The sequence below is a fragment of the Micromonospora sp. NPDC048843 genome (genome assembly GCF_040649965.1).
GTDB classification, from domain to species: domain Bacteria; phylum Actinomycetota; class Actinomycetes; order Mycobacteriales; family Micromonosporaceae; genus Micromonospora; species Micromonospora hortensis.
Genome location: NZ_JBEZGJ010000062.1, coordinates 13,444 through 37,177, shown reverse-complemented (window position 1 = coordinate 37,177; position 23,734 = coordinate 13,444). Strand labels below are relative to the sequence as shown.

Sequence of the window (23,734 nt, the reverse complement as noted above, 5' to 3'; positions counted from 1 at the left end):
CGAACTCAACGGACGACCACGCCAAACCCTCGACTGGCAGAATCCAGCCGAGGTACTCCACAAACACCTAGTCGCAACAGCCGCTTGAAACCGCCTCGGGTGGATGGCCCGGTTTCCTGGATGCCGAGTCGATCATGGGTCGTGGGCACCGGAGGACCCGTGATGTCGTAAACGAATCAGCTCCAAAGGACGTCGACACAGCACATGCCGGCCGAGGCCCACATCCGCCCGCCGGTCGGATCCGAGCACTGGGCCCGTCGGGCGGCGACAGGTTCGGCGGGGGCGCGTCAGACAGCGGCGCGTCGGGCGGGGGCGATCGCCGCGCGCGAGGCAACGGCGTCGCGGCCAAGTCGCCGCGCGTCAGGCGACGGCAGGTCCGGGACGGGCGACGGCGGCGCGGTCAGACGTAGAGCGAGGTGAACGGCGCCCAGGGCAGGTTGCGTAGCACCGAGAAGGCCAGCCAGGCGGCCAGGAAACCGCCGATGACCTTCGAGCTGATCCGCAGCTCGGGCAGCCGCCACCCGAACGCCTGGTTTCCCGCCCAGGCCACGAAGAGGTACGCGAGGAACGGCAGCGCGAAGACGAACAGGAAGTGGTGCCGGGCGGCGGCCGGCAGGTCGCCGTGCAGCACGTACCAGAGCGCACGGGTGCCACCACAACCCGGGCAGTCCAGCCCGGTGGTCAACTTGAGCAGACAGGTGGGCGCGGCGTCCGGGTCGGCGTAGGTCGGGTTGCTGAGCAGCGCGTAGCTCATGCCGATGGCGACGCAGCCGACCGCGGCCAGCGGCACCGCCCAGCGCGGGGAACGTTCGTAGAGCCGCAGCACGAACCGGGTGAGCCGGTCGGGCTCAGGCGCCGGGTAGCCACCAGGCGGGGTCGTCGGCCAACCCTCCGGACCCGAGCCGCCGGGACCGAAGCCGCCCGGACCGGAACCGGCGGGACCGAAGCCGCCCTGACCAGGGCCGCCCGAACCGGGGCCGCCCGAACCGGGGCCGGCGGGACCCGAGCCGGCGGAATTGAAGTCACCGGGACCCGTACCACCGTCGGCCGGCGCCGTGTGGACCGCGCCGGGGGCGGGGTGCGGCTGGTCGACCGGTCCGGGAGCGCTCGTCACGCGCTCACGGTACACCGGACACGCCGGCCAACGCGGCGGTGAGCGGACCGGCCAGATCGCCGGCCGCTGGAGGGGCCACCGCGTCCAGGCCGAGCCAGCCGGCGAGGCGGTACAGCTCGGCGGCGAGCGCGACGGCTGTCTCCCCCGGCTCGGCGCCGGGTTCGAGCCAGGCGGCCGGCACCAGCAGCACCCCGGCCTTCCGATCGGCCTTCAGATCGACCCGGGCGGTGAACCGATCGCCTTGCAGGAACGGCAACACGTAATAGCCGTAGACCCGCTGTGGGGCCGGGACGTAGATCTCGATCCGGTAGCTGAAGTCGAACAGCCGCTCGGTGCGGGCCCGTTCCCAGATCAGCGGATCGAAGGGGCTGACCAGTGTGTTGCCCCGCACCCAGCGGGGCAGCCGGGCGGACGTGTGCAGCCAGGCCGGCTGCCGCCAGCCCGGCACTGTGACAGGCACCAGCTCACCGGCCTCGACCAGCTCCGCGACGGCCTGCCGGGCGCCGGCCAGCGGCAACCGGAAGTAGTCGCGCAGCTCCGGCTCGGCTGCCACCCCGAGAGACCGCGCGGCGAGGGAAACCAGCGTCCGGTACGCCTCGGCGTCGGTCGGGGTGGGCGCGGCCAGTACCGCCGGAGGCAGCACCCGCTCGGGCAGGTCGTAGCGGCGGGCGAAGGAGGTGCTGCGTTCGGCGGCGGCGACCTCCCCGGCCCAGAACAGGAACTCCAACGCCCGCTTGACCGCCGACCAGTTCCAACCCCAGTTGCCGGTCTCGCGGGGGGCGTCGTGCTCGATCTCGGCGGCGGTCAGCGGCCCCCGGACGGCCACCTCGTCCCGCACCCAGGCGACCAACTCCGGCTGCTCCTGCGCGATCCGCCGCATGCCGCCCCAGGATTCGCTGTGCGCCCGGGCCATCCGCCAGCGCAGTATCGGGTGCAGCTCCACCGGGACCAGCGACGCCTCGTGGCCCCAGTATTCGAACAGCTCACGCGGGCGCCGGTAGGCAGCCTGGTCGAGCAGCGTGGTCGGGTAGGGGCCGAGCCGGCTGTAGAGCGGCAGGTAGTGCGCACGTTGCAGCACGTTGACCGAGTCCATCTGGATCAGCCCGACCCGGCCCAGCACGCGACGCAGGTGCCGGCGGCTGGGCACGCCCGTCGGCGCCGGGTCGGCGAAGCCCTGGGCGGCGAGCGCCACGCGGCGGGCCTGGGCGAGCGAGAGTGATTCCGGTGCGGTCATCGTCGGCGACCTTAATTCATCGGTACGACGCCGGTGCGGGAAGCTGGACGTGACGACCAACGGGGCATAGAACGGTGCAATGCTGACCATCCGTCGGGAGGAGCCGGACGACGCCGAGGCGGTCGCCCGGGTACACGTGCACGGCTGGCAGGCGGGCTACGCCGGCTTCATGCCGGACGAGGTGCTCGGGCGGCTCAACGTGGTGGCCTGGGCGCAGCGTCGTCGCGACGTCGGCACCGCCGATCCGGAACACCCGTTCACCACGCTGCTCGGCGAGGTGGACGGGTTGGTCGTCGGCTTCACCACCTTCGGGCCGTACCGCCGCAACCAGGACCGGGACGACCTGGACCCGGCGGTCGGCGAGGTGGTGGCGCTCTACGTGGAGCCGGCCCACTGGGGTGACGGGACCGCCGCGGCGTTGCTGGACGCCGCCCGCGGCGGACTCACCGAGCGGGGCTGGGCCGGCTACCGGGCGTGGGTGCTGGCGGACAACCGGCGGGCCCGGCGGTTCTGCGAGCGCGCCGGCCTGTCACCGGACGGTGAGCGGTCGACCTACCAGGTGCCGCTGGCCGGTGGGGGCCCGCCGGTCGGGCTGGTCGAGTTGCGGTACGCCGGACGCTTTGACAGCTGATCCGTTCGGGGTGAGCCACCGGCGGATCGGCAGGAAGGCCAGCAGCGCCAGACTGACCCACACGTAGGCGTTGCTGCCCAGGAAGCCGTCGACGCCGGTGAAGTCCTTTTCCCAGAGCCAGACGGTCCGGCTGATCAGCAGCGCGTACCCGATGGTCGCGGCGAGCAGCAGGACCTGCCGTCGGCGGCCGGCCGGCGCGGCCATCGCGTTGTCGACCAGCAGGATCAACGCGGGCAGCAGCCAGACCAGGTGGTGCACCCAGGTGACCGGGCTGACCAGGCACATCACCGCGCCGGTCAGCGCCAGGCCGGTCGCCTCGTCGCCGGCCGCGACGGCGGCCCGGGAACGCCAGGCCCAGAGCGCCAGGGTGCCGAGCACCAGCAGCAGCCACAGCAGTGTGCTCGGGTGCTCCGGGTCGAGCCGGGCGACCACCCCGCGCAGCGACTGGTTGGAGACGAAGGCCAGCTCGCCCACCCGTCCGGTGTTCCACAGCGCCTCGGTCCAGAACTCCCGGGACGCGTCGGGGAAGAGCGCGGCGGCCAGCAGCGACACCCCGGCGGCGGTGCCGCTGGCGGTGAGCGCCGCCCGCCACCGCCCGGTCACCAGCAGGTAGACGATGAACACGCCAGGGGTCAGTTTGATCGCCGTGGCGAGGCCGATGCCCACCCCGGCCCACCGGTTGCCGGCGGGTAGCAGCCGCAGCAGGTCCACCGCCACCAGGAAGAGCAGCAGCGTGTTGACCTGGCCGAAGTTGACCGTCTCCCGCATCGGTTCGAACGCGGCGGCCAGGCAGAGCGCCACGGCGAGGGCGAACCACCGGGTCCAGCCGGCGCGGCGGGCGATCGGGTCGACCAGCCACCAGATCAGCACCGTGGTGGTGGCCACGCTGGCGAGCACGCTCACCACGATCGCGGCCGTCCACGGCAGGTACGCCATCGGCAGCATCACCAGCGCGGCGAACGGCGGATAGGTGAAGCCGTACTGGGTGCCCGGTTTGAGGTAGTCGTAGATCTCCCCGCCGTCGTGCACCCACCAGGTCAACGCGCCGTAGTAGACCTTCAGGTCGAAGAACCCGTGCCGGACGGCGGCGACGGCGAGGAACCCGGCGACCGCCGCGGCGAGCACCACCACCCCGACGACCTGCGCGGTCGTCCTATTGGCACCCTGCGCCACCGTCGTCTCCCTCGCCCTGCGTAGGCTTCCGTCCCATGGCTCTCGGGTACGTCCGCCCGGCGCGTCCCGAGGACGCCGGCGAGATCGCACGCATCCAGCTCGCGACCTGGCGGGTCGCGTACCGCCGGATCCTGCCTCGGCATGTGCTCGACAACCTGGACGAGGCGTTCCTCGCCCGGCGGTGGAGCGCCGCGGTGCTGGAGCCGCCCTCGGGCGCGCACCGGGTGCTGGTCGCCGTCGAACAGGCCGAGCAATCGTATCTGGTGGGGTTCGCCGCCTCCGGCCCGGCCGACGCCGAGGCGTTGGCCCCGGGTGAGCCGGCCGACGCGCTCGGCCCGGACGTGGCGGCGGTGACCGATCTGCTGATCGAGCCGCGGTGGGGCCGTCGGGGGCACGGCAGTCGACTGCTCGCCGCCGCCGTCGACCTGTGGCGGGAGGACGGGATGAGCCGTGCGGTGGCCTGGGCGTTCGACGGTGACGAGGCGACCCGCAAGTTCCTGACCAGCACCGGGTGGGAGCTCGACGGCGCGGCCCGGGCGCTTGACGTCGACGACATGCTGGTGCCCCAGGTGCGCCTGCACGTGGGCGTGCCGACTGAGAAGGTACCTGTCGACGACGAGCCCGTTGGCTGACCCGCGCTGACGCCCCGGCCCGGATACCGGCACGGGTCGGCGTGCCCCGGCCGGAGTGGGCGCCGATGTCCGACCTGTCGCCTACGGTCGGCCCATGAGCTCAGCCACCACGCCGCTGTCGGCGCCGACCGCCGAGGGTCACCTGGAGGGGTTCCGGGTCGAGCTGACCGGCTACTGCTACCGGATGCTCGGCTCGCTGTTCGACGCCGAGGACGCGGTGCAGGAGACTCTGCTGCGGGCCTGGCGCGGGTGGGACGGCTTCGACGGCCGCGCCAGCACGCGCACCTGGCTCTACCGGATCGCCACCAACGTCTGCCTGGATCTGCTGAGGGGTCACCGGCGGCGGGCCATGCCGACGGATTTCGGTGACCCGTCGCCGCCGGTGGCCCCGAGCCTTGGTGACGCGGAGACGGGTTGGGTAGGGCCGGCGGCGGATGCTGCGGTGTTGCCCACTGCGGATCCGGCGGAGCTGGCCGTGCTGCGGGACTCGGTCCGGTTGGCGTTCGTCGCCGCGCTCCAGCACCTGCCTCCCCGGCAGCGCGCGGTACTGATCCTTCGGGACGTGTTGCGCTGGCATGCCGACGAGGTCGCCGGTCTGCTCGAGACCAGCGTGCCCGCCGTCAACAGTGCGCTGCAACGTGCCCGGGCCACGCTGGCCGAGCGGGCCGGCGCGACGCCGGGCCCGGCCCTGGACGAGGAGCATCGCGACCTGCTGGACCGCTACGTGCGGGTGTTCGAGCGCTACGACATCGACGCTCTCGTGGGTCTGCTGCGCGAGGACGCGGTGCACAGCATGCCTCCGTACCGGATGTGGTTGTCGGGGGCGGCCGACATCGGCCGGTGGATGGTTTCCTGGCCGGCGTCCGGCTGCCAAGGTTCCCGGCTCCTGCCGGTGTCGGCCAATGGCGCTCCGGCGCTGGCGCAGTACCGTCCTGACCCGGCTGGGGGGCGCCGAGCGTTCTCCATCCAGCTCATCGACGTCGCCGACGGCCGGATCACCCGGCTCACCCACTTCCTGGAGCCGGCGCTCTTCGCCCGCTTCGGCCTGCCCGACAAAATCGCCTGACGATGCACCGATGAGTTCGGGGCCGGACCGTCGTCCACCCTCCGACACTGACCGTCACCAGGAGGGTGAGAACGATGCGGACAGCACACCCCGCAGCCGGGCGTCGGGAGTGGATTGGGCTGGCCGTGTTGGCCCTGCCCACTCTGCTGCTGGCACTCGACCTGAGCGTGCTCTATCTGGCCCTGCCGAGCCTCAGCGCGGACCTCGGCGCCGACAGCACCCAGCAGTTGTGGATCACCGATGCGTACGGTTTCCTGGTGGCCGGTTTCCTGGTCACGATGGGCACCCTGGGCGATCGGGTGGGTCGTCGACGCCTGTTGTTGATCGGGGCCGGTGCCTTCGCCGTGGTCTCGGTGGTGGCCGCCTACGCACCGAATCCGCCGCTGCTGATCGCCGCGCGGGCACTGCTCGGTGTCGCCGGGGCCACGCTGATGCCTTCCACGCTGGCCCTGATCAGCAACATGTTCCAGATCCCGGCGCAGCGCGCGGTGGCGGTCGGGGTCTGGATGAGCTGCTTCATGGGCGGGATGGCGGTCGGGCCGGTGATCGGCGGGGTGCTGCTGGAGAATTTCTGGTGGGGCTCGGCGTTCCTGCTGGGTGTGCCGGTGATGGCGGTGTTGCTGGTGGTCGCGCCGCTGCTGCTTCCGGAGTTCCGCGACCCGCGCCCCAGCCGACTGGACCTGGTCAGCGTCGCGTTGTCGCTCGCCACCATCCTGCCGGCGGTCTACGGCATCAAGGAGCTGGCCCGGCACGGTTGGCGCCCGCTGGCCGTGCTGGCGATCGTGACCGGCCTGCTGGTGGGGGTGGTCTTCGTGCGGCGGCAGCGCCGGCTTCCTCATCCGCTGCTGGACGTGGGCCTCTTCGGCAACCGCACGTTCACTGCCGCACTGCTGGTGTTCCTGCTCAACGGTCTGTTGATGGGCGGCACCTTCCTGCTGGTCAGCCAGTGGCTGCAACTGGTCGAAGGGCTGACCCCGCTGCGCGCCGGGCTGCTGCTGGTGCCGCAGGCGGTGGCGATGATCGGCGCGACCACTGTGGCTCCGTTGCTGGCCCGTCGGTTCCGGCCGGGGCACGTGATGGCCGTCGGGCAACTGATCACGGCGGCGGGTTTCCTGCTCCTCACCGGCGCGGAAGGCGACCACGCCCTGTTTGTCGTCCTGGTCGCCTTCGTCGTCACCTCCGCCGGGATCGCGTTGCCGTCGGCCCTGGTCACCGACCTGATCGTCGGGTCGGCGCCGCCGGAACGGGCCGGCTCGGCAGCGTCGCTCTCGGAGACCAGCGGCGAGTTGGGCATCGCCCTGGGTGTGGCGGTCCTGGGCAGCGTGGGCGCCGCCGTCTACCGTGCCGAGCTGGGCCCGGCGCTGCCCGCGGGTCTGCCCGCCGAGGCGGCGGCCCGGGCCCGCGACGGGTTGGCCGGGGCGGTCACGGTGGCCGGTGAGCTGCCGGGCGGGATGGGCGTTCCGCTGGTCGAGGCGGCCCGGGCGGCGTACACGAGCGGGCTGGTAGTGGCGGCCACCGCCGGTGCCGTCGTGCTGCTCGGGCTGGCAGTGGTCGCCGCGTTGGCGTTCCGGTCGGTGCCGTCCTACGCGCCGGTCGGTGCCGAGCCGGCCCAGCCCGAGGAGCCCGCGTCGACCGCCACCCCACACTGATGCGCGGAGCCGGTGTGGCGGTTCCGATTATCGGCACCGCCACACCGGGCCGGTCAGCCCTTGTCCGAGCCGTCGTTGCCGTCGCGGACGAAGTACCGCTGGAACACCACGAAGATGATCGCTACCGGGATGGTGGCCAGCAGCGCGGCGCCGAGTTTGAGCGGGTACTGGGTGCCCTTGCCGAGCGAGCCGCTGACCAGGTCGGCCAACCCGCGCGGCAGGGTGAACAGGTCAGGGTCCTGCACCGACACCAGGCTGTGTGGGAACTCGTTCCAGGAGCCCTGGAACGACAGGATGGTGAGGGTGATCAGCGCCGGTTTCGCCATCGGCAGCACCACCGACCAGAAGGTACGGAAGATGCTCGCCCCGTCGATCCGGGCGGCCTCCTCGACACTCACCGGAATCGACTCGAAGAACTGCTTCATGATGAACACGCCCGCCGCGTCGGCCAGCAGCGGCACCACCAGCCCGGCGTAGCTGTTGTAGAGGCCGAGCTGGTTGAGCACCAGGAACTTCGGGATCAGCAGCACCACACCGGGCACCGCCATCACCGCGATGACGGCGGCGAACAGCCCGCTGCGGCCGCGGAACCGCAGCCGGGCCAGCGCGTACCCGGCGAGCGAGTCGAAGAAGACCCGGCCGATGGTGACCAGCACCGTCACCAGCAGCGAGTTGCCCAGCCACAGCGGGAAGTTGGTGCCGGCGAAGATCCGTTCGAAGCCGGCCAGCGTGAGCGGGTCCGGAAAAGGTGACAGCGGGTTCGCCGCCGCGTCGGACTCGGTCTTGAGCGCGTTGCCGATCTGGATGACGAACGGGTAGAGGAACACCAGCCCGAAGAAGACCAGCGTGGCGTACCCCAGGAAGCGGGTGGCCAGGGTGCGGGCCGCGCGCTGCTGACGCCGCGCGGGCGCCGCCGCCGGGCGGTCGGTGAGCATTGCCATCTCAGGACCTTCCCGGTACGCGCCGACGCCACAGGCCGCGGCGCGGCTGGTCGGTGTCCCGCTCGGCCAGCGCCCGGCGCTGGATGAGTGTGAGCACGATGATGATCAGGAACAGGACGAACGAGATCGCCGCGCCGGAGCCGTAGTCGAAGTCCCGGAAGGCGGTCCGGTACGACAGGTAGGCCGGGGTGAGCGTGGTCTTGGCCGGGTCGCCCTGGCTCATCACGTACACCTGGTCGAAGACCTGCCAGGAGCCGATCATGCCGAGGGTGAGCACCAGGAAGGTGGTGGGCCTGATCATCGGCAATGTGACGTACCGGAAGCGCTGCCACCGGGACGCGCCGTCGAGGGTGCTCGCCTCGTCCAGGGCGACCGGCACGTTCTGCAGCCCGGCCAGGAACATCAGCATGAAGGTGCCGGAGGTGGTCCAGACGACCAACGTGATGATCGAGATCATCGCCACGCTCGGGCCGGCCAACCAGTCCCACCAGGTCAGCCCGAACGGGCCACCGTCGGCCAGTGCCGCCGGTGGCGAGTCGACGCCGACCGCGCCGAACAGCAGGTGCAGCACACCCCGGGAGTCGGCGAACCACTCCGGGCCGTCGATCCCGAGGAAACCGAGCAGCGCGTTCACCGCGCCGGAGTTGGCGAAGAGAAACAGGAACACCACGCTGATCGCGACCGAGCTGGTCACCGAGGGGAAGTAGAAGGCGCTGCGGAAGAAGCTCTTGCCCTTGAGCATCCGGTTGTTGACGACCAACGCCAGCCCGAGCGCGAGCACTGTCTGCGCCGGCACCACGATCGCCACGTAGTAGATGTTGTTGCGGATGCTGGTCATGAAGTCGCGGCGGGCCAGCCCGTCCTCGGTGAACAACTGGGTGTAGTTGTGTGCGCCGACGAACGGGACGTCGCCGGTGAACGGGCTGCCCTGGCCGTTCCAGTCGGTCAGGCTGACCCAGAGCGCCATCAGGATGGGCAGCAGCAGGAACAGCCCCAGAATGACGAGAACCGGTGCGACGAAGAGCCAGCCGGCGAGGTTCTCGTTGCTCCGGATGCCGCCCCTGCGTCGGCGGGGGCCGGCCCCGCCCGCTGTCGCCACGGCGGTCAGTGTCTCGGTTGCCATCTTCCCTCCCTTCCTCTGTCCGGCCGACGTGCGGCGGGGGCCCCGGTGGTCGCCGGGGCCCCCACCAGCACCTCAGCTGCCGCCGAGCGCCGCCTTGGCGTTCTTGTCGAAGTTCTGCAGCACGGTCTTCGGGTCGCCGTTGGCCAGGCCCTGTAGACCGGTGTCGAGGTCCTTGAGGACGCTGTCCATCTTCGGGGCGTTCACCGGGCCCTGGGCGTACGCGGCACCGTCGATGAACACCTTGTCCGCCGGGAACGCGGCGGTGTACTGGTCGCGCGCCGACTGGCGGGACGGCATGACACCGAACGCCTTCGCGAAGGTCATCTGCTGCTCGCCGCTGGTCATCGCCTCGACGAACTTGATCGCCTGATCCTTGTACTTGCTCTTCGCGGCGACGCCCCAGCACTGGGTGAAGGAGAGCGTGCCCTGCCCCTTGGTGCCGGCCGGCAGCGCCACGACCTTGTACTTCACGTTCGGGAAGTCGTTCTGCAGGGCACCCTTGATCCAGTTGCCCTCGATGGTCATCACTGCCTCGCCCTTGCCGAACGCCTCACCCGACCAGCCGGCGTCGAGCTGCTTCGGGTACTTGGCCAGGCCGGTGCTGAGCATGGTCTTGACGTACTGGAGGGCGGCGAGGTTCTCCGGGGTGTCGGCGGTCGGCTGCTTGCCGTCCTTGCTCACCAGCCAGCCGCCGTTCTGCACCATGAAGGCGCCGATCCGGTCCCGGGTGTCACCGAGGGCCAGCGGGACCTGCCCCTTGGCCTTGATCTTCTGGGCGACGGCGGTGAGCTGCTCCCAGGTCGTCGGCACGTCGGCGTCGGTCAGCCCGGCCTTGCTCCACAGGTCGGTGTTGATCTGCAGGGCCAGGGTCGAGAAGTCCTTGGGCGCGCAGTAGAGCTTGCCGTCGTACGTGAAGGTGGTGCGCAGGCTCTCGTAGAAGTCGCTGGAGTTGCTGATCTTGTCGCCGTACGGCTCGAGGGCGCCGACACTTGCGTAGTCGGCGAACTGGGCCGCGTCCACGTAGAAGACGTCCGGCGGGGTGCCGCCGGCGAGAGCCTGACCGAGCTGCTGGGTGAGGTCCTGCGCCGGGGTGACAGTCGCGGTGTTGCCGGAGCTGCCGGCCCACTTCGCGGCGGCGTCCTGCACGGCCTTGGTCTCGGCCTCGCCGGACGAGCCGATCAGGATCTGCAGGCTGGCCGGGCCGCTGGACTGGGCGGTGTCGCCGGAGGAGTCGTCGAAGCCGCTGCCGCAGGCGGCGGAGCCGAGGAGGGCGACGGCGGCGAGGCCGGCCACCGCTGCCCGGGTGATTGTTCGAGGTGCCATGGTTTCTCCTGGTGGGGGGTGGGACTACGCGGTGTGCCGCAGTGCCAACGAGGGCTGGAGCAGCACGGGGGTGGGGGTCTCGTGGTCGCCGTCGAGGACCCCGGTGAGCAGGTCCACGCAGCGGGCGGCGGCCTCGCCGAGCGGCTGGCTGACGCTGGTCAGCCCGACCGCGGCGGCCACCGGCGTGTCGTCGAAGCCGATCACCGACACGGGCGGGTCGACGCCCCGAATCGCCTGGAGAGCGCCGAGGGCGAGTGAGTCGCTGGCGCAGACCACGGCGCTCGGTGCCACTGTGTCGAGCAGGTCGCGCATCAGGCGTTCACCCTCGGCGATGCCGTCCTCGGTCTCCCGGTGCAGCCCGGTCGGGTCGACGCCGGCCGCACGCAGCGCGTCGCGCCACCCGGCCCGCCGGTCGTCGCCGACGCCGGAGCCGACCGGCCAGCCGAGAAAGGCGATCCGCCGGTGGCCGGCGTCGAGCAGACGCCGAGTGGCCTGGGCGGTGCCGGCGGCGCCGTCCACGTCCACCCAGGGGTGCGCGTCGAGCGCGTCCCATGGGCGACCGAAGGTCACGAACGGCACGTCCCGGTCGGCGAGCCATTCGGTACGCGGGTCGCCGTACTTGGTGCCCACCAGCACGAACGCGTCCAACTCGTAGGTGCCGAGCAGGTCGCCGTAGGTGGCGATCTCCCGGTCGTCGTCGGTGGCGGTGTAGAGCAGCACCCGGTAGCCGGCGGCGTCGGCGGTCTCGGTGAGGCCGTGCAGGAAGCGGTCGAGCACGGAGCCGTTGATGCCGTCGCGGGTCGGGTCGATCCGGGCGGCGATGAGGCGGGACCGGCCGGTGCGCATCTGCCGGGCGGCCTGGTTGGCCCGGTAGCCGAGCGCGTTGATCGCGTCCTCGACCCGCTGACGGGTCTCCTGCCGCACGATGTGCGGGCTGTTGAGCACGTTGGACACCGTCTGCCGGCTGACTCGGGCGTGCCGGGCCACCGTCGCGATGGTCACCTTTTCGGCCACTTAATCCCTCTCGCCATCTTGAACGATCCAATTTGGATAAGGCAGGATTGGATCGTTCAAGTTTCTGGAATGTTTCGCACTTTGCACCGCCAGGGGCGCGTTGTCAAGATGGCCGCCCCGCACCCCGAGGATCTGGAGCTACACCGTGATCGAACGCCAGCTGCAACCCCTCCTGCACGAGTTGGTCGGGGTGGTCCTCGCACCGACCAGCGCGCTGGGGGACGCGACCGGTCAGATCCGCCCGACCGGCGTCCAGGGCGTCTTCCACGCCGATGCCCGGGTGCTCTCCCGCGCCGAGCTGCGGGTCGACGAGCGGGAGCTCGAAGGGCTGACCCGCGGCGACGACGGCCCGCACGGCGCACACTTCGTGAGCCTGGCCCGCTGGCTCGGTGACCCGACGCCCGACCCCACCGTCCGCGTCGACCGGCTCCGGCGGGCCACCCGCAACGGCCTCACCGAGGAGCTGCGGATCGTCTCCACCGCCACTGTCGGCGTACGGGCCACCGTCTCCGTCGACCTCGGCTGCGACCTGGCACCCATCGAGGTCGTCAAGTCCGGTGGCGCCACCGACGCGCTGACGGCCAGGCCCGGTCAGCCCGGCACGCTCACCTGGTCGGGCACCGGGATCACCGTCACCGTCACCGCGCCGGGCGCCGACGTGCTGGTCGACGGCGAGCGGGCCACCGCACCCCGGCTGGCCTGGCCGGTCGACCTGCCCCCCAGGGGCGAGTCCGTGCTGCGCTGGCAGTTGACAGTCGACGACCCGCGCGCCGTCGTCGTCGGCCCGGCCGGCGAGCCCGAGTGGTCCCGACCCGAGGTGACCGCCGACGACCGGCGGCTGATCCGACTGCTCGACCGCAGCCTGGACGACATGCGCGGCCTCCGACTGGTCGAGACCGGCGCACCCGGCGACGTGTTCCTCGGCGCCGGGGTGCCCTGGTTCCTCACCCTGTTCGGCCGGGACAGCCTCTGGGCCGCCCGGATGATGCTGCCGCTCGGCACCGACCTGGCCGCCGGCACTTTGCGCGTGCTCGCCCGGCGACAGGGCACGCGGATCGACCCGACGACCGGCGAGGCCCCCGGCAAGATCCTGCACGAGCTGCGCCGTCACGCGTTCGCCCTGCCCGACAACGGCCTGCGCCTCCCGCCGGCGTACTACGGCACTGTCGACGCCACGATGCTCTGGGTCAACCTGCTGCACGACGCGTGGCGTTGGGGAATGCCCGCCGAGCAGATCGAGCCCCTGCTGCCGCACCTGGAGGCGGCGCTGCGCTGGCTCGGCGAGCACGCCGACCCGGACGGCGACGGCCTGGTCGAGTACGTCGACACCACCGGGCACGGGCTGTCCAACCAGGGCTGGAAGGACTCCGGCGACGCCGTCCGCTTCCACGACGGCACCCTGGCCACCGCGCCGATAGTGCTGGCCGAGGTGCAGGGGTACGCGCACGAGGCCGCCGTGAACGGCGCCGCCCTGCTGGACGCCTTCGGCCGACCGGGCGCCGACCGCTGGCGCGAGCACGCCGCCGCGCTGGTCGGTCGGTTCCGCAAGAGCTTCTGGGTCGACGGTCGCCACGGACCGCAACCCGCGCTGGCCCTCGACCGTGACAAGCGCCCGGTCGACTCGCTGACCAGCAACATCGGCCACCTGCTCGGCACCGGACTGCTCGACCGCGACGAGGAGGCCCAGGTCGCGCACCTGCTCACCACCGACACCATGGCCACCGGGTTCGGGCTACGCACCATGTCCAGCGACGACGCCGGGTTCAGCCCGTTGTCGTACCACTGTGGCTCGATCTGGACCCACGACACAGCGATCGTGCTCGGTGGGCTGGCCCGCGCCGGGCACCGCGAAGCCGCGCTCGGTCTGGCCGACGGGCTGCTCAGCGCGGCCGAGGCGTTCGACTACCGGATGCCGGAGCTGTACGGCGGCGACGACCGGGCACTGGTGAACCGCCCGGTGCCGTACCCGGCCGCGTGCCGACCGCAGGCGTGGGCCGCGGCGGGCGCGGTGCTGCTGCTCCAGGCCGCCACGGGGCTCTACCCGGACGTGCCGGGCGGCACGGTCCGACTGGCGCCCCTGGCGGGAGCGGAGTTCGGTGCCGTGGCGGTCGACGGCCTCCGCGTGGCCGACACGCCGGTGCACGTGGCGATCGACCGCACCGGCAAAGCCACAGTCACCGGCCTCCCCACAACGCTGACCCCAACCCCACCCGTCCCCACCCAACGCCGCCCCACAGCCCCTCTCCCCCGCTAATCCCCAACCCGCCCCACCCCACCCGACCCCACCCGACCCCGACCCCACCCCGCCGTCGATCATGGAGTTGTGGTGGGCAACAGCTCCATATGTGCCCCTTATGCGAGGCACCACAACTCCATGATCGACCCAGGCCGGGCCGGACGCGCCGACGATCTTGCGGCTTCGGTTGTCCAGATGGGTCGAATGTTCTTTATGTCGCCACTGAAACTGCAAGATCGCGGGGCTCAGGGGGTTCGTTCGGCGATCAGCTCGTCGTCGTCAATGGCACCCGTGGGGTGGAAGCCCAGGGAGGTGTACAGGGCTGCGGCCGGGGTGTTGTCGGGGTGGTACGACAGGCGGACCGGGGGCTTACCGTCCCGGTCGGCCAGCCAGGGGGCCAGGGTCTGCACCGTCGCCCGGCCGACACCCTGGGCCTGCTCGGCGGCATCGATCAGCATCCCGCCGATCCAGTGCGAGCCGTCGTCGTCCACGCCCCACATGACGTGGCCGACGACGGTCTCGTCGGCGTACACGGCGAGCGAGTTCCACACCTCGGAGCGCATGCTCAGCAGCAGGTAACGCGCGCCCAGCGCGGCCACGAACCGGCGCTGGTCGTCGCGCGGGGCGACGTCGGCCACCGCCCGCCAGTTGTCGTCGTCGACAGGCCGCAGTGTCACTCGCCGCCCGGCCCGGTCACCATGTCCACCATCGATCATCGGGGCAGCCTAGGGTCGGCCGGACCCGTGCCGCGACCAGGTTTCGCCCCGGGCCGACGTGGGCCGGTCAGTCGAGCAGGGCGTCCAGGCCGACGGTGAGGCCGGGACGGTTGCGCACCGCGCGGACGGCCAGCAGCACACCCGGCATGAACGACACCCTGTCGTACGAGTCGTGCCGGATGGTCAGCGTCTCGCCGGTGCCGCCGAACAGCACCTCCTGGTGGGCGACCAGGCCGGTGGCGCGCACCGCGTGGACTCGTACCCCGTCGATCTCGGCGCCGCGCGCACCCGGCACCTCGTCCTTGGTGGCGTCCGGGACCGGGCCGAGGCCGGCCTCCGCGCGGGCCCGGGCGATCTGCCGGGCGGTGTGGGTGGCGGTGCCGCTCGGGGCGTCGAGCTTGCGCGGGTGGTGCTGCTCGATGATCTCGACGGACTCGAAGTGTCGGGCGGCTCGCGCGGCGAACTGCATCATCAGCACCGCGCCGATACCGAAGTTCGGGGCGATGACCACACCCACCTCGGGCTTGTCGGCCAGCCAGCCGCGCACCTGCTCCACCCGCTGCTCGGTGAAGCCGGTAGTGCCGACCACAGCGCTGATGCCCTGCTCGATGCACCACTGGAGGTTGTCCATGACGACGTCCGGGGTGGTGAAGTCGACGACCACCTCGGCGGTGGAGACGGAGGAACGGTCGTCGCCCTGGTCGATCGCCGCGGTCAGGGCGAGATCGTCGGCGACGTCGACCGCCTTGCAGACCTCGATGCCCATCCGGCCGCGCGCACCAAACACACCGACCCGCAGCTGCTGGGCCGGGGTCTTTCCCTGCTCGTCAGTCACGGGGCACAACCTATCCCAATCGGGACGGGCCCTTCCGGCCGGATCCGCTGTGCTCCACCGGGCGGGACACCCCGACCGGGCTGCCTCGACCGGCCGGGCGGCAGACCTCAGACCGCGAAGTCGCCGGCGCCGAACGGGCCCACCACGGCCAGCGACATCGGCCGGCTGAGCAGTTCGGCGGCGAGGACGTTCACGTCCTCCACTGTGACCTCGTCGACGCGGCGGAGCAGCTCGTCGACAGGCATCAGGTCGCCGTAGAGCAGCTCACCCTTGGCCAGCCGGCTCATCCGGGAACCGGTGTCCTCCAGGCCGAGCACGAAGGAGCCCTTGCTCATCCCCTTGCCCCGGGCCACCTCGGCCTCGGTCAACCCGTCGGCGGCCACCCGGGCCAGCTCGGCACGGGTCAGGGACAGCACCTCGTCCACCTTGCCCGGCGCGCAGCCGGCGTAGACGGCGAACAGGCCGGTGTCGGCGTACTGGCTGGCGTAGGAGTAGACCGAGTACGCGAGGCCGCGCTGCTCGCGGATCTCCTGGAACAGGCGGCTGGACATGCCGCCACCGAGCACGTTGTTGAGCACCCCGAGGGCGAACCGCCGATCGTCGAGCCGGTCGATGCCGGGGCAGCCGAGGATGACGTGTGCCTGCTCGGTCTCCTTCGGCTCCACCAGTGTGGTCGCCGGCTTGGTGCGTACCGCCGGGGTCGCCGCGCGGTGCGGCGCCGGGCCGGCCGGGTCGCTGTCCAGCGGGGTGCCGCGCACTGCCTGACGGACCATCTTGACCACCGCGGCGTGGTCGAGGTTGCCGGCGGCGGCGATGACGATCTGCGGCGCGGTGTACCGACCCCGGTAGAAGCTCTGGATCTGCCGCCGGGTCATCGGGGTGACGGTCTCAGCGGTGCCGGAGATCAGCCGGCCCAGCGGGTGATCGCCGTAGACGGCCTGGACGAAGAGGTCGTGCACCTCGTCACCCGGCTCGTCGTCGTGCATGGCGATCTCCTCCAGGATCACGCCACGCTCGGTCTCGACGTCTGCCGGCTCCAACAGCGAGTCCGCTACCAGGTCGCACATCACGTCGATCGCCAGCGGCAGGTCCTCGTCCAGCACGCGGGCGTAGTAGCAGGTGTATTCCTTCGTGGTGAAGGCATTGGTCTCGCCACCCACCGCCTCGATCTGCGAGGAGATCTCCAGTGCGGTGCGCTTGTGGGTGCCCTTGAAGAGCAGGTGCTCGAGGAAGTGCGCGGCACCGGCCTGCGGGCCGGTCTCGTCACGCGAGCCGACCGCCACCCAGATGCCGAACGAGACGCTGCGCATCGCCGGAATCGCCTCGGTGAGGACGCGCAGGCCGCTGGGCAGCACGGTACGACGTACCGTGCCGCCCAGCGGGTCGTCGCTGAGCGTCCGGGTCACCGCGCGGGCGGTGCCGCCGGAGCGGCCCGCCCCGGTGTCCCGAGACGGGGCCACCCCCCGTCGATCCGGTGGAAACGGCGCGCTGATGGCCCGACTCACGACTTGCTCCCGGTTCGACGAGGGGTGGGTGATGCGTTGTACGACGGTCAGCTGTGCCGGGTCCGACGGCGCGGACGCTCGCCGCCCTCGCCACCCTCGCCGCCGCCGCCGTTGCCGCCCTCGCCGCCGCGCTCCGGGCCACGCCCGCCACGGTCGCCGCCACGCTCACGGTCGCCGCGGTCACGCGGAGCCCGGTCGCCCCGGTCCCGACCAGCCGGCCGGTCGCCAGCGGCGGCCTCACCGGCGGCCGGAGCCTCGGTGCCCTCCGGGCGGACCTTGTCGAGGTAGATCTTGCCGCGGGCGTCGATGTCAGCGATCTCGACCTCGACCCGGTCACCGACGTTGAGGAAGTCCTCAACGCGCTCGACCCGCTTGCCGTCGCCCACCTTGGAGATGTGCAGCAGACCGTCACGGCCCGGCAGGAGCGAGATGAACGCGCCGAACGCGGCGGTCTTGACCACCGTGCCGAGGAACCGCTCGCCCTGCTTCGGCAGCGTCGGGTTGGCGATGCCGTTGATCCGGTCGACGGCCGCCTGGGCCGACGGGCCGTTTGTGGCGCCGACGTAGATCGTGCCGTCGTCCTCGATGGAGATCTCGGCGCCGGTCTCGTCCTGGATCGCGTTGATGGTCTGCCCCTTCGGGCCGATCACCATGCCGATCTTGTCCACCGGGATCTTGACCGTGGTGACCCGCGGCGCGTAGTCGGACATCTCGGCCGGAGCCTCGATCGCCGCCTTCATGACGCCGAGGATGACCTGCCGGGCCTCGTTCGCCTGCTGCAACGCGGCGGCCAGCACGTCCGACGGGATGCCGTTGAGCTTGGTGTCGAGCTGGAGCGCGGTGACGAACTCCGGGGTGCCGGCGACCTTGAAGTCCATGTCACCGAACGCGTCCTCGGCACCGAGGATGTCGGTCAGCGTCACGTACTGGGTCTTGCCGTCCACCTCGTCGGAGATGAGCCCCATCGCGATGCCGGCGACCGGCGCCTTCAGCGGGACACCCGCGGAGAGCAGGCCCAGCGTCGACGCGCAGACCGAACCCATCGAGGTGGAGCCGTTGGAGCCGAGCGCCTCCGACACCTGCCGGATGGCGTACGGGAACTCCTCGCGCGACGGCAGCACCGGGATCAGCGCGCGCTCGGCGAGAGCGCCGTGGCCGATCTCGCGACGCTTCGGCGAGCCGACCCGGCCGGTCTCACCGGTCGAGTACGGCGGGAAGTTGTAGTTGTGCATGTAGCGCTTGCGGTTCTCGGGGGACAGCGTGTCCACCATCTGCTCCATGCGGAGCATGTTCAGCGTGGTGACACCCAGGATCTGGGTCTCGCCCCGCTCGAACAGCGCCGAACCGTGCACCCGGGGCAGCACGCCGACCTCGGCGGTCAGCGCCCGGATGTCGCGCGGGCCACGCCCGTCCATGCGGACCTGCTCGCGCAGCACGCGGTTGCGCACCTCGGACTTGGTCAGCGACCGGAAGGCAGCACTGAGCTCCTTCTCCCGGCCCTCGAACCGTGCGCCCAGCTCCTCAGCGACCCGGGCCTTGACCCGGTCCAGGGCCTCCTCGCGGTCGGCCTTGCCGGCGATGGTGATCGCCTCGGCCACGTCGGCGCGGGCCAGCTCGGAGACGGCGTCGTACACGTCGTCCTGGTAGTCCAGGAAGACCGGGAACTCGGTGACCGGCTTGGCGGCGACCTCGGCCAGCTCGCTCTGCGCGCGGCACAGCTCACGGATCGCCGGCTTGGCGGCCTCCAGGCCGCTGGCGACGACCTCCTCGGTCGGTGCGGTGGCACCGGCCGAGATGAGGGCGACGGCGTTCGGGGTGGCCTCGGCCTCGACCATCATGATCGCGACGTCACCGTCCTCGAGCGTGCGGCCGGCCACGACCATGTCGAAGGTGGCGCGAGCCAGCTCCTCCAGGGTCGGGAAGGCGACCCACTGGCCGTCGATGTGGGCGACGCGGGTCGCGCCGATCGGGCCGGAGAACGGCAGGCCGGAGAGCTTGGTCGACATCGAGGCGGCGTTGATCGCCACGACGTCGTACGGGTGCTGCGGGTCGAGCGCGAGGATGGTCTCGACGACCTGGACCTCGTTGCGCAGGCCCTTGACGAACGACGGGCGCAGCGGCCGGTCGATCAGCCGGCAGGTGAGGATCGCGTCCTCGCTGGGCCGACCCTCGCGGCGGAAGAACGAGCCGGGGATGCGGCCCGCGGCGTACATCCGCTCCTCGACGTCGACGGTCAGCGGGAAGAAGTCGAACTGCTCCTTCGGGTGCTTACCGGCGGTCGTGGCGGAGAGAACAACCGTCTCGCCCAGCTGGGCGATGACGGAACCGGCGGCCTGGCGAGCCAGCCGACCGGTGGAGAAGGTGATCTCGCGGGTGCCGAAGGACCCGTTGTCGATCACGGCGGTGCGGGATTCGGTGCCGAGTTTGGTCTCGGTCATGTGCTGTCGTGCTCCTTCGCGTCGTGGGCCCACGACATCGGGGAGCTGCTCAGCCGGCCGGTCTTCGATCGAAGCGCCCGGGTGGCCGGCATGATGCCGGGGTTCCCGGGGGCCACTACCGGAGACCGGTACGCTGACCGGCTCCCTCTCGGGTGGTCGCGCGGCCCGTGTTTCTTCAGGTGGGACGCGGTACGGGGGAGCGGCCGTCCGGCCACTCCCCCGTCACGTCACCGGCGCAGACCGAGCCGCTCGATGAGCGACCGGTAGCGGGCAATGTCCTTCTTCTGGACGTAGTTGAGCAACCGACGGCGACGGCCGACCAGCAGCAGCAGCCCACGGCGGCTGTGGTGGTCGTGCTTGTGCACCTTCAGGTGCTCGGTCAGCTCGGCGATCCGCTTGGTGAGGACCGCTACCTGGACCTCCGGCGAACCGGTGTCGCCCTCGGCGGTCGCGTACTCCGCGCGGATGCTGGCCTTGGCTTCCTGATCGAGCGCCATGTTCTCCCTGTTTCGATGGGTTGATCAAATGGGTGTCCGCCGTCCCGGTGGACCGGGAACGGACCGGTACCTCGCACCCGCGGCGTCGAGCAGGCACGCGAGGCCCCACGCCGGTCACCCGACGTCCCGGCAAGACTACCAGCACTCGCCGGTAACACCCGGCGAAGGGCCTCGGTGGCGGCCCGTCACCCCGGCACGATCAGGCCAGTACGCGCCGGGTGCGCTCGACGTCCTGATTCATCTGGGCGATCAACGGCTCGATCGAGTCGTACCGGATCTGACCACGCAGGTGCGCCACGAAGTCCAGGGCCAACCGCTCGCCGTACAGGTCACCGGAGAAGTCCAGCGCGTACGCCTCCACCCGCCGCTCCCGGCCGGAGAAGGTCGGGTTGGTGCCAACCGACACCGCCGCCAGCAGCGGCTCGTGCTGACCGCGGCGGATCAGCCGGGCCGCGTACACGCCGTCGGCGGGCACCGCCGCGTACCTGTGGCAGAGCAGGTTGGCGGTGGGGAAGCCCAGCTCCCGGCCCCGCTGGTCGCCCCGGACCACGACGCCCTCCACCCGGTGTGGGCGGCCCAGCGCGGCGGCCGCCGCGCCCACGTCACCCGCGTCGACACAGGACCGGATGTACGTGGAGGAGAAGACGGTGCCGGCCTCGGCGACCAGCGGGGCGCCCTCCACGCCGAAGCCGAACGTCTGACCCAGCCGTTCCAGCAACGCCACGTCGCCGGCGGCCCGGTGCCCGAAGCGGAAGTTGCCGCCGACCACCACCAACGCGGCGTGCAGGTGCTCGACCAGGACGTCGTGCACGAACTGCTCGGCCGGCACCCGGGAGAACTCCGGGGTGAACGGCACCACGCAGAGCACGTCCACGCCGAGCGCCTCGATCAGCTCGGCCTTACGGGCCGGCTCGGTGAGCACCGCCGGGTGTGAACCGGGACGGACCACCTCGGCCGGGTGCGGGTCGAAGGTGACCACCACCGACTGCACGCCCAACTCGCGGGCCCGGGCCACGGCGTGCCCGATCGTCGCCTGATGCCCCTTGTGCACGCCGTCGAAGACGCCGATGGTGACCACCGAGCGTCCCCACCCGCCGGGCGCCGCGTCGTAGCCCCGCCACCGCTGCATGCCGTTCCTCTCTGCTGTCCCGCCGGCCGGCGGGTCGACACCGCCGGCTGCGGGCCGACGGACCTGCGCTGCGCTGTCAGGCCGGTGCGAGCACGATCTCCGCGCGGGCGCGCCCGTCCCGTTCGCTGACGATAGCGATCAGGCCGCCGGCCGGCCCGAAGACGGCGTACGGCCCGGTCAGGCCGGCCGGGTCCAGTGGTCCACCGTGGGCGAGCACCCGGGCCTCGTCCGGCGTGGCCTCCCGGCGCGCGAAGAACCGGTCGGCCGCCGCGTCCAGTGGCAGGTTCACCACGTCCGGGGCGCGTTGCTCCAACTCGTCGAGCGTCGCCGCCTCGGCGAGGGTGAAGCCACCCACAGCGGTACGCCGCAGCGCCGTGAGGTGCCCGCCGACGCCGAGCGCCAGGCCGGCGTCGCGGGCGATGGCCCGGATGTACGTACCGGAGGAGCAGGTCACGTCCACGTCCACGTCCACCACGTCCGGCTCGGTGCGGCGGATCGCCAGCACCTCCAACCGGGAGATGGTGACCCGCCGCGCCGGCAGTTCCACGCTCTCCCCGTCGCGGACCCGCTTGTACGCCCGCTGCCCGTCGATCTTGATGGCGCTGACCGCGCTCGGCACCTGGTCGACCTCGCCGCTGAGCCCCGCCAGAGCCGACCGGATCGCGTCGTCGGTGACCTGCCCGGCCGGCACTGTGGCGGTCACGTCGCCCTCGGCGTCGTCGGTGACTGTGGTCTGGCCGAGCCGGATGGTGCCGGTGTAGCTCTTGCCGGCGCCGATCACGTAGGTCAGCAGCCGGGTGGCCCGGCCGACACCGATCACCAGCACACCGGTCGCCATCGGATCGAGGGTGCCGCCGTGACCGACCCGTCGGGTCTTCGCCAGTCGGCGGATGCGCGCCACCACGTCGTGCGACGTCATGCCGCCGGGCTTGTCGACCACGATCAGACCATCGGTGCTCACGTCGGCCAAGCCTGCCAGATGGCACCCACTCCGCAGTGCGTGGGCAGGCCCGGCGTGACCCGAGCCTCCCGCACCAAGGGCTGAGCCGATTTGTCGGGACGAGGCGTCCGTCCGGCGGTTTGTCAGGCGGGGGCAGCCGGACGACCTCCCCGGATGCGAAGATCACCCGCCCGCTGCCACCACCTCGAGATCAGGACCGCCGATGACCACCGACCGACCGCCGGGCCACGAGCACCGCGCTCGGGTCGACCTTCCGGATTGGATGCGGCATCCGACGCCGAAGCGGCGGACGCCGGCACGCTATGTCGACGACCTGATCGAGGGTTGGCCGGCGCTTCGGGCCGCCCGTCGGACGGTGTGGCACTGGCGCGGCCGGAGCAGGTGGAGCGAGTCGCATCCGCACCTCGTCGCCGTGCTGTCGTTCGTCGTGGCAGTCGTCCTCGGGACCGCGTTGGTGACCGGCACCTACTACCTGCTCGCGCTGGCCACCAGCGGCGACTACTGACGGAGAGAACATGGAACACACGTCGCCGGAGCCGGTCGACCCGCCACCGCCGCCCGTCGCGGTAGCGGAGGTCAACCCGGTGCAGCTACCGGACTGGCTGCGGGCACCGCAGACCGAACACCAGCCCGCCGGATGGGACCGGGTCCGCTTCTTCTCGGCCCGGCACAACGGGGCCCTGCTGCTCGGCTTCGGCCTGGTGCTGACCCTGCTGATGATCGTCGGCGGGGCGGTGTTGGTCGGTCGGGTCGCCGATGGCATCCAGGCGTCCGCCTCGGCGAGCCCCACACCGAGCCCTACCCCGCCGGTGAGCAGGGTCGGCGAGCCACGGGACCTGTTCGCCGGGTCGCCGGCGGCCTCCTTCGCGCCGGGTGAGCAGGCCGTGCGCATGCCGGCGGCCAAGGCCACCGGGCAGTTCACCGCAGCGCAGGTGCGGTCCGCGCTGGAGTCGGTGCGCAAGGCGTTGATCAAGAGCCGGCTCGACACCTCGATGTTCATGGGTGATCCCGAGCCGTTCCTGGCGCTGCTCGCCCCGGACGCCCGCGAGCGGCTCCGGCCGGACTTCACCAGCAACACCTTCCTTCGGTACGCGACAAGGATGGCGTCGCCGTCGGAGTGGGAGCCTGGCGCCCGAGCCGACGGCCGGGTCAGTTACCGGGCCACCGAGGAGAACGGCATCCGGTTGCTGGAGGTGTCCACCGAATTCGTGTGGGCGTACCCATTCGACGTGGACCTGCGTGCGCCCGCCGGCGCCAGCGTGGTGGCACTTCGCGACCGCGTGGTCTGGCAGGTGCCACACCCGGACGACGTGCAGGCATCCTCGAAGGGCCTGTGGCTCGGTTCAGCGGAGGCCATCACCTGGAACGCGGACTGCGCTCAACTGCGGGACGGCTGGGTCCGCGAGCAGTACTGGTTGGCCGACCTGCACGGGAAGCGGATACCCGCTGGTGACCCGGGCACCATCTTCGACCTTGGCGCGCCCGCGCCGACCACCACGCGCTGCTGACGGCAGGCC

Annotated in this window: 21 protein-coding genes; 7 read left to right on the top strand and 14 right to left on the bottom strand. The window is 71.6% G+C overall.

Annotation, left to right across the window (positions count from 1 at the left end; genetic code table 11):
* Positions 1–400 precede the first annotated feature (400 nt).
* Together AB0C20_RS16570 and AB0C20_RS16565 are read right to left on the bottom strand one after the other, a co-directional pair.
* Positions 401–1,114 carry a DUF2752 domain-containing protein gene (locus tag AB0C20_RS16570; protein WP_357568302.1) on the bottom strand — a complete coding sequence of 238 codons (714 nt, stop codon included), beginning with the start codon at positions 1,112–1,114 and terminating at the stop codon, positions 401–403.
* Positions 1,115–1,118: 4 nt separating this feature from the next.
* Positions 1,119–2,348: a crosslink repair DNA glycosylase YcaQ family protein gene (locus AB0C20_RS16565; RefSeq protein WP_357182982.1), complete on the bottom strand. Its 1,230-nt coding sequence runs from the start codon at positions 2,346–2,348 to the stop codon at positions 1,119–1,121.
* 79 nt (positions 2,349–2,427) lie between these two features.
* Here AB0C20_RS16565 and AB0C20_RS16560 point away from each other — a divergent pair, with 79 nt between their 5' ends.
* Entirely contained in the window at positions 2,428–2,979 is a 552-nt protein-coding gene (locus tag AB0C20_RS16560; RefSeq protein ID WP_357568301.1) for a GNAT family N-acetyltransferase, read from the top strand.
* On the opposite strand, the gene AB0C20_RS16555 is transcribed toward AB0C20_RS16560, so the two are convergent.
* The gene (locus AB0C20_RS16555) at positions 2,878–4,152 is read right to left on the bottom strand and encodes a glycosyltransferase 87 family protein (RefSeq protein WP_357568300.1); all 1,275 of its coding nucleotides are present in this window, start codon (positions 4,150–4,152) and stop codon (positions 2,878–2,880) included. The genes AB0C20_RS16560 and AB0C20_RS16555 overlap by 102 nt on opposite strands.
* Positions 4,153–4,187: 35 nt before the next feature.
* On the opposite strand from AB0C20_RS16555, the gene AB0C20_RS16550 reads away from it, so the two are divergent.
* From AB0C20_RS16550 to AB0C20_RS16540, 3 genes are all read left to right on the top strand, one after another.
* Positions 4,188–4,784 carry a GNAT family N-acetyltransferase gene (locus AB0C20_RS16550; protein WP_357182991.1) on the top strand — a complete coding sequence of 199 codons (597 nt, stop codon included), beginning with the start codon at positions 4,188–4,190 and terminating at the stop codon, positions 4,782–4,784.
* Between the two features lie 94 nt (positions 4,785–4,878).
* The gene (locus AB0C20_RS16545) at positions 4,879–5,850 is read left to right on the top strand and encodes a sigma-70 family RNA polymerase sigma factor (RefSeq protein ID WP_357182994.1); all 972 of its coding nucleotides are present in this window, start codon (positions 4,879–4,881) and stop codon (positions 5,848–5,850) included.
* 74 nt (positions 5,851–5,924) lie between these two features.
* The gene (locus AB0C20_RS16540) at positions 5,925–7,499 is read left to right on the top strand and encodes an MFS transporter (RefSeq protein WP_357568299.1); all 1,575 of its coding nucleotides are present in this window, start codon (positions 5,925–5,927) and stop codon (positions 7,497–7,499) included.
* A gap of 53 nt (positions 7,500–7,552) precedes the next feature.
* On the opposite strand, the gene AB0C20_RS16535 is transcribed toward AB0C20_RS16540, so the two are convergent.
* From AB0C20_RS16535 to AB0C20_RS16520, 4 genes are all read right to left on the bottom strand, one after another.
* A complete protein-coding gene (locus AB0C20_RS16535; protein WP_357183000.1) occupies positions 7,553–8,440 on the bottom strand; it encodes a carbohydrate ABC transporter permease in 888 nt (295 codons plus the stop codon).
* A gap of 1 nt (position 8,441) precedes the next feature.
* Complete coding sequence (locus AB0C20_RS16530) at positions 8,442–9,563, bottom strand: sugar ABC transporter permease (RefSeq protein ID WP_357183003.1); 1,122 nt, start codon at positions 9,561–9,563, stop codon at positions 8,442–8,444.
* Between the two features lie 72 nt (positions 9,564–9,635).
* Entirely contained in the window at positions 9,636–10,886 is a 1,251-nt protein-coding gene (locus tag AB0C20_RS16525) for an extracellular solute-binding protein (protein WP_357568298.1), read from the bottom strand.
* A 24-nt stretch (positions 10,887–10,910) separates the two neighbouring features.
* On the bottom strand, positions 10,911–11,900 hold the full coding sequence (locus tag AB0C20_RS16520) for a LacI family DNA-binding transcriptional regulator (protein ID WP_357183009.1): 990 nt from the start codon (positions 11,898–11,900) through the stop codon (positions 10,911–10,913).
* A gap of 145 nt (positions 11,901–12,045) precedes the next feature.
* Between AB0C20_RS16520 and AB0C20_RS16515 the strand changes: the two genes are divergently transcribed.
* Positions 12,046–14,154, top strand: coding sequence for a glycogen debranching N-terminal domain-containing protein (locus AB0C20_RS16515; RefSeq protein ID WP_357183012.1), 2,109 nt, complete (start codon positions 12,046–12,048; stop codon positions 14,152–14,154).
* Positions 14,155–14,381: 227 nt separating this feature from the next.
* On the opposite strand, the gene AB0C20_RS16510 is transcribed toward AB0C20_RS16515, so the two are convergent.
* The 7 genes from AB0C20_RS16510 to truB all read right to left on the bottom strand — a co-directional run bounded on the left by AB0C20_RS16510 (position 14,382) and on the right by truB (position 22,217).
* Complete coding sequence (locus AB0C20_RS16510) at positions 14,382–14,852, bottom strand: GNAT family N-acetyltransferase (protein WP_357568297.1); 471 nt, start codon at positions 14,850–14,852, stop codon at positions 14,382–14,384.
* Between the two features lie 67 nt (positions 14,853–14,919).
* The gene (dapB, locus tag AB0C20_RS16505) at positions 14,920–15,687 is read right to left on the bottom strand and encodes a 4-hydroxy-tetrahydrodipicolinate reductase (protein WP_357183018.1); all 768 of its coding nucleotides are present in this window, start codon (positions 15,685–15,687) and stop codon (positions 14,920–14,922) included.
* 107 nt (positions 15,688–15,794) lie between these two features.
* Positions 15,795–17,192 (bottom strand): pitrilysin family protein, encoded by a 1,398-nt coding sequence (locus AB0C20_RS16500; protein ID WP_357183021.1) that lies wholly within the window; start codon positions 17,190–17,192, stop codon positions 15,795–15,797.
* Positions 17,193–17,239: 47 nt separating this feature from the next.
* Entirely contained in the window at positions 17,240–19,630 is a 2,391-nt protein-coding gene (locus tag AB0C20_RS16495; RefSeq protein WP_357183024.1) for a polyribonucleotide nucleotidyltransferase, read from the bottom strand.
* A 227-nt stretch (positions 19,631–19,857) separates the two neighbouring features.
* Positions 19,858–20,127 (bottom strand): 30S ribosomal protein S15, encoded by a 270-nt coding sequence (gene rpsO, locus AB0C20_RS16490; protein WP_030337594.1) that lies wholly within the window; start codon positions 20,125–20,127, stop codon positions 19,858–19,860.
* 199 nt (positions 20,128–20,326) lie between these two features.
* Positions 20,327–21,256 carry a bifunctional riboflavin kinase/FAD synthetase gene (locus tag AB0C20_RS16485; RefSeq protein WP_196921595.1) on the bottom strand — a complete coding sequence of 310 codons (930 nt, stop codon included), beginning with the start codon at positions 21,254–21,256 and terminating at the stop codon, positions 20,327–20,329.
* A 76-nt stretch (positions 21,257–21,332) separates the two neighbouring features.
* Positions 21,333–22,217 (bottom strand): tRNA pseudouridine(55) synthase TruB, encoded by an 885-nt coding sequence (truB, locus tag AB0C20_RS16480; protein ID WP_091402049.1) that lies wholly within the window; start codon positions 22,215–22,217, stop codon positions 21,333–21,335.
* Positions 22,218–22,419: 202 nt separating this feature from the next.
* On the opposite strand from truB, the gene AB0C20_RS16475 reads away from it, so the two are divergent.
* Positions 22,420–22,722, top strand: a complete 303-nt coding sequence (locus AB0C20_RS16475; protein ID WP_357183028.1) for a hypothetical protein — start codon at positions 22,420–22,422, stop codon at positions 22,720–22,722.
* 10 nt (positions 22,723–22,732) lie between these two features.
* Positions 22,733–23,725 (top strand): hypothetical protein, encoded by a 993-nt coding sequence (locus AB0C20_RS16470; RefSeq protein ID WP_357568296.1) that lies wholly within the window; start codon positions 22,733–22,735, stop codon positions 23,723–23,725.
* The last annotated feature ends 9 nt before the right edge of the window (positions 23,726–23,734 follow it).

Bases quoted from the DNA above. Each gene is read 5' to 3' on its own strand.
- AB0C20_RS16565 (WP_357182982.1), bottom strand. From the start codon at position 2,348: ATGACCGCACCGGAATCACTCTCGCTCGCCCAGGCCCGCCGCGTGGCG.
- AB0C20_RS16560 (WP_357568301.1), top strand. From the start codon at position 2,428: ATGCTGACCATCCGTCGGGAGGAGCCGGACGACGCCGAGGCGGTCGCC.
- AB0C20_RS16550 (WP_357182991.1), top strand. From the start codon at position 4,188: ATGGCTCTCGGGTACGTCCGCCCGGCGCGTCCCGAGGACGCCGGCGAG.
- AB0C20_RS16545 (WP_357182994.1), top strand. From the start codon at position 4,879: ATGAGCTCAGCCACCACGCCGCTGTCGGCGCCGACCGCCGAGGGTCAC.
- AB0C20_RS16540 (WP_357568299.1), top strand. From the start codon at position 5,925: ATGCGGACAGCACACCCCGCAGCCGGGCGTCGGGAGTGGATTGGGCTG.
- AB0C20_RS16535 (WP_357183000.1), bottom strand. From the start codon at position 8,440: ATGGCAATGCTCACCGACCGCCCGGCGGCGGCGCCCGCGCGGCGTCAG.
- AB0C20_RS16530 (WP_357183003.1), bottom strand. From the start codon at position 9,563: ATGGCAACCGAGACACTGACCGCCGTGGCGACAGCGGGCGGGGCCGGC.
- AB0C20_RS16525 (WP_357568298.1), bottom strand. From the start codon at position 10,886: ATGGCACCTCGAACAATCACCCGGGCAGCGGTGGCCGGCCTCGCCGCC.
- AB0C20_RS16510 (WP_357568297.1), bottom strand. From the start codon at position 14,852: ATGATCGATGGTGGACATGGTGACCGGGCCGGGCGGCGAGTGACACTG.
- AB0C20_RS16495 (WP_357183024.1), bottom strand. From the start codon at position 19,630: ATGACCGAGACCAAACTCGGCACCGAATCCCGCACCGCCGTGATCGAC.
- rpsO (WP_030337594.1), bottom strand. From the start codon at position 20,127: ATGGCGCTCGATCAGGAAGCCAAGGCCAGCATCCGCGCGGAGTACGCG.
- AB0C20_RS16485 (WP_196921595.1), bottom strand. From the start codon at position 21,256: ATGCAGCGGTGGCGGGGCTACGACGCGGCGCCCGGCGGGTGGGGACGC.
- AB0C20_RS16475 (WP_357183028.1), top strand. From the start codon at position 22,420: ATGACCACCGACCGACCGCCGGGCCACGAGCACCGCGCTCGGGTCGAC.
- AB0C20_RS16470 (WP_357568296.1), top strand. From the start codon at position 22,733: ATGGAACACACGTCGCCGGAGCCGGTCGACCCGCCACCGCCGCCCGTC.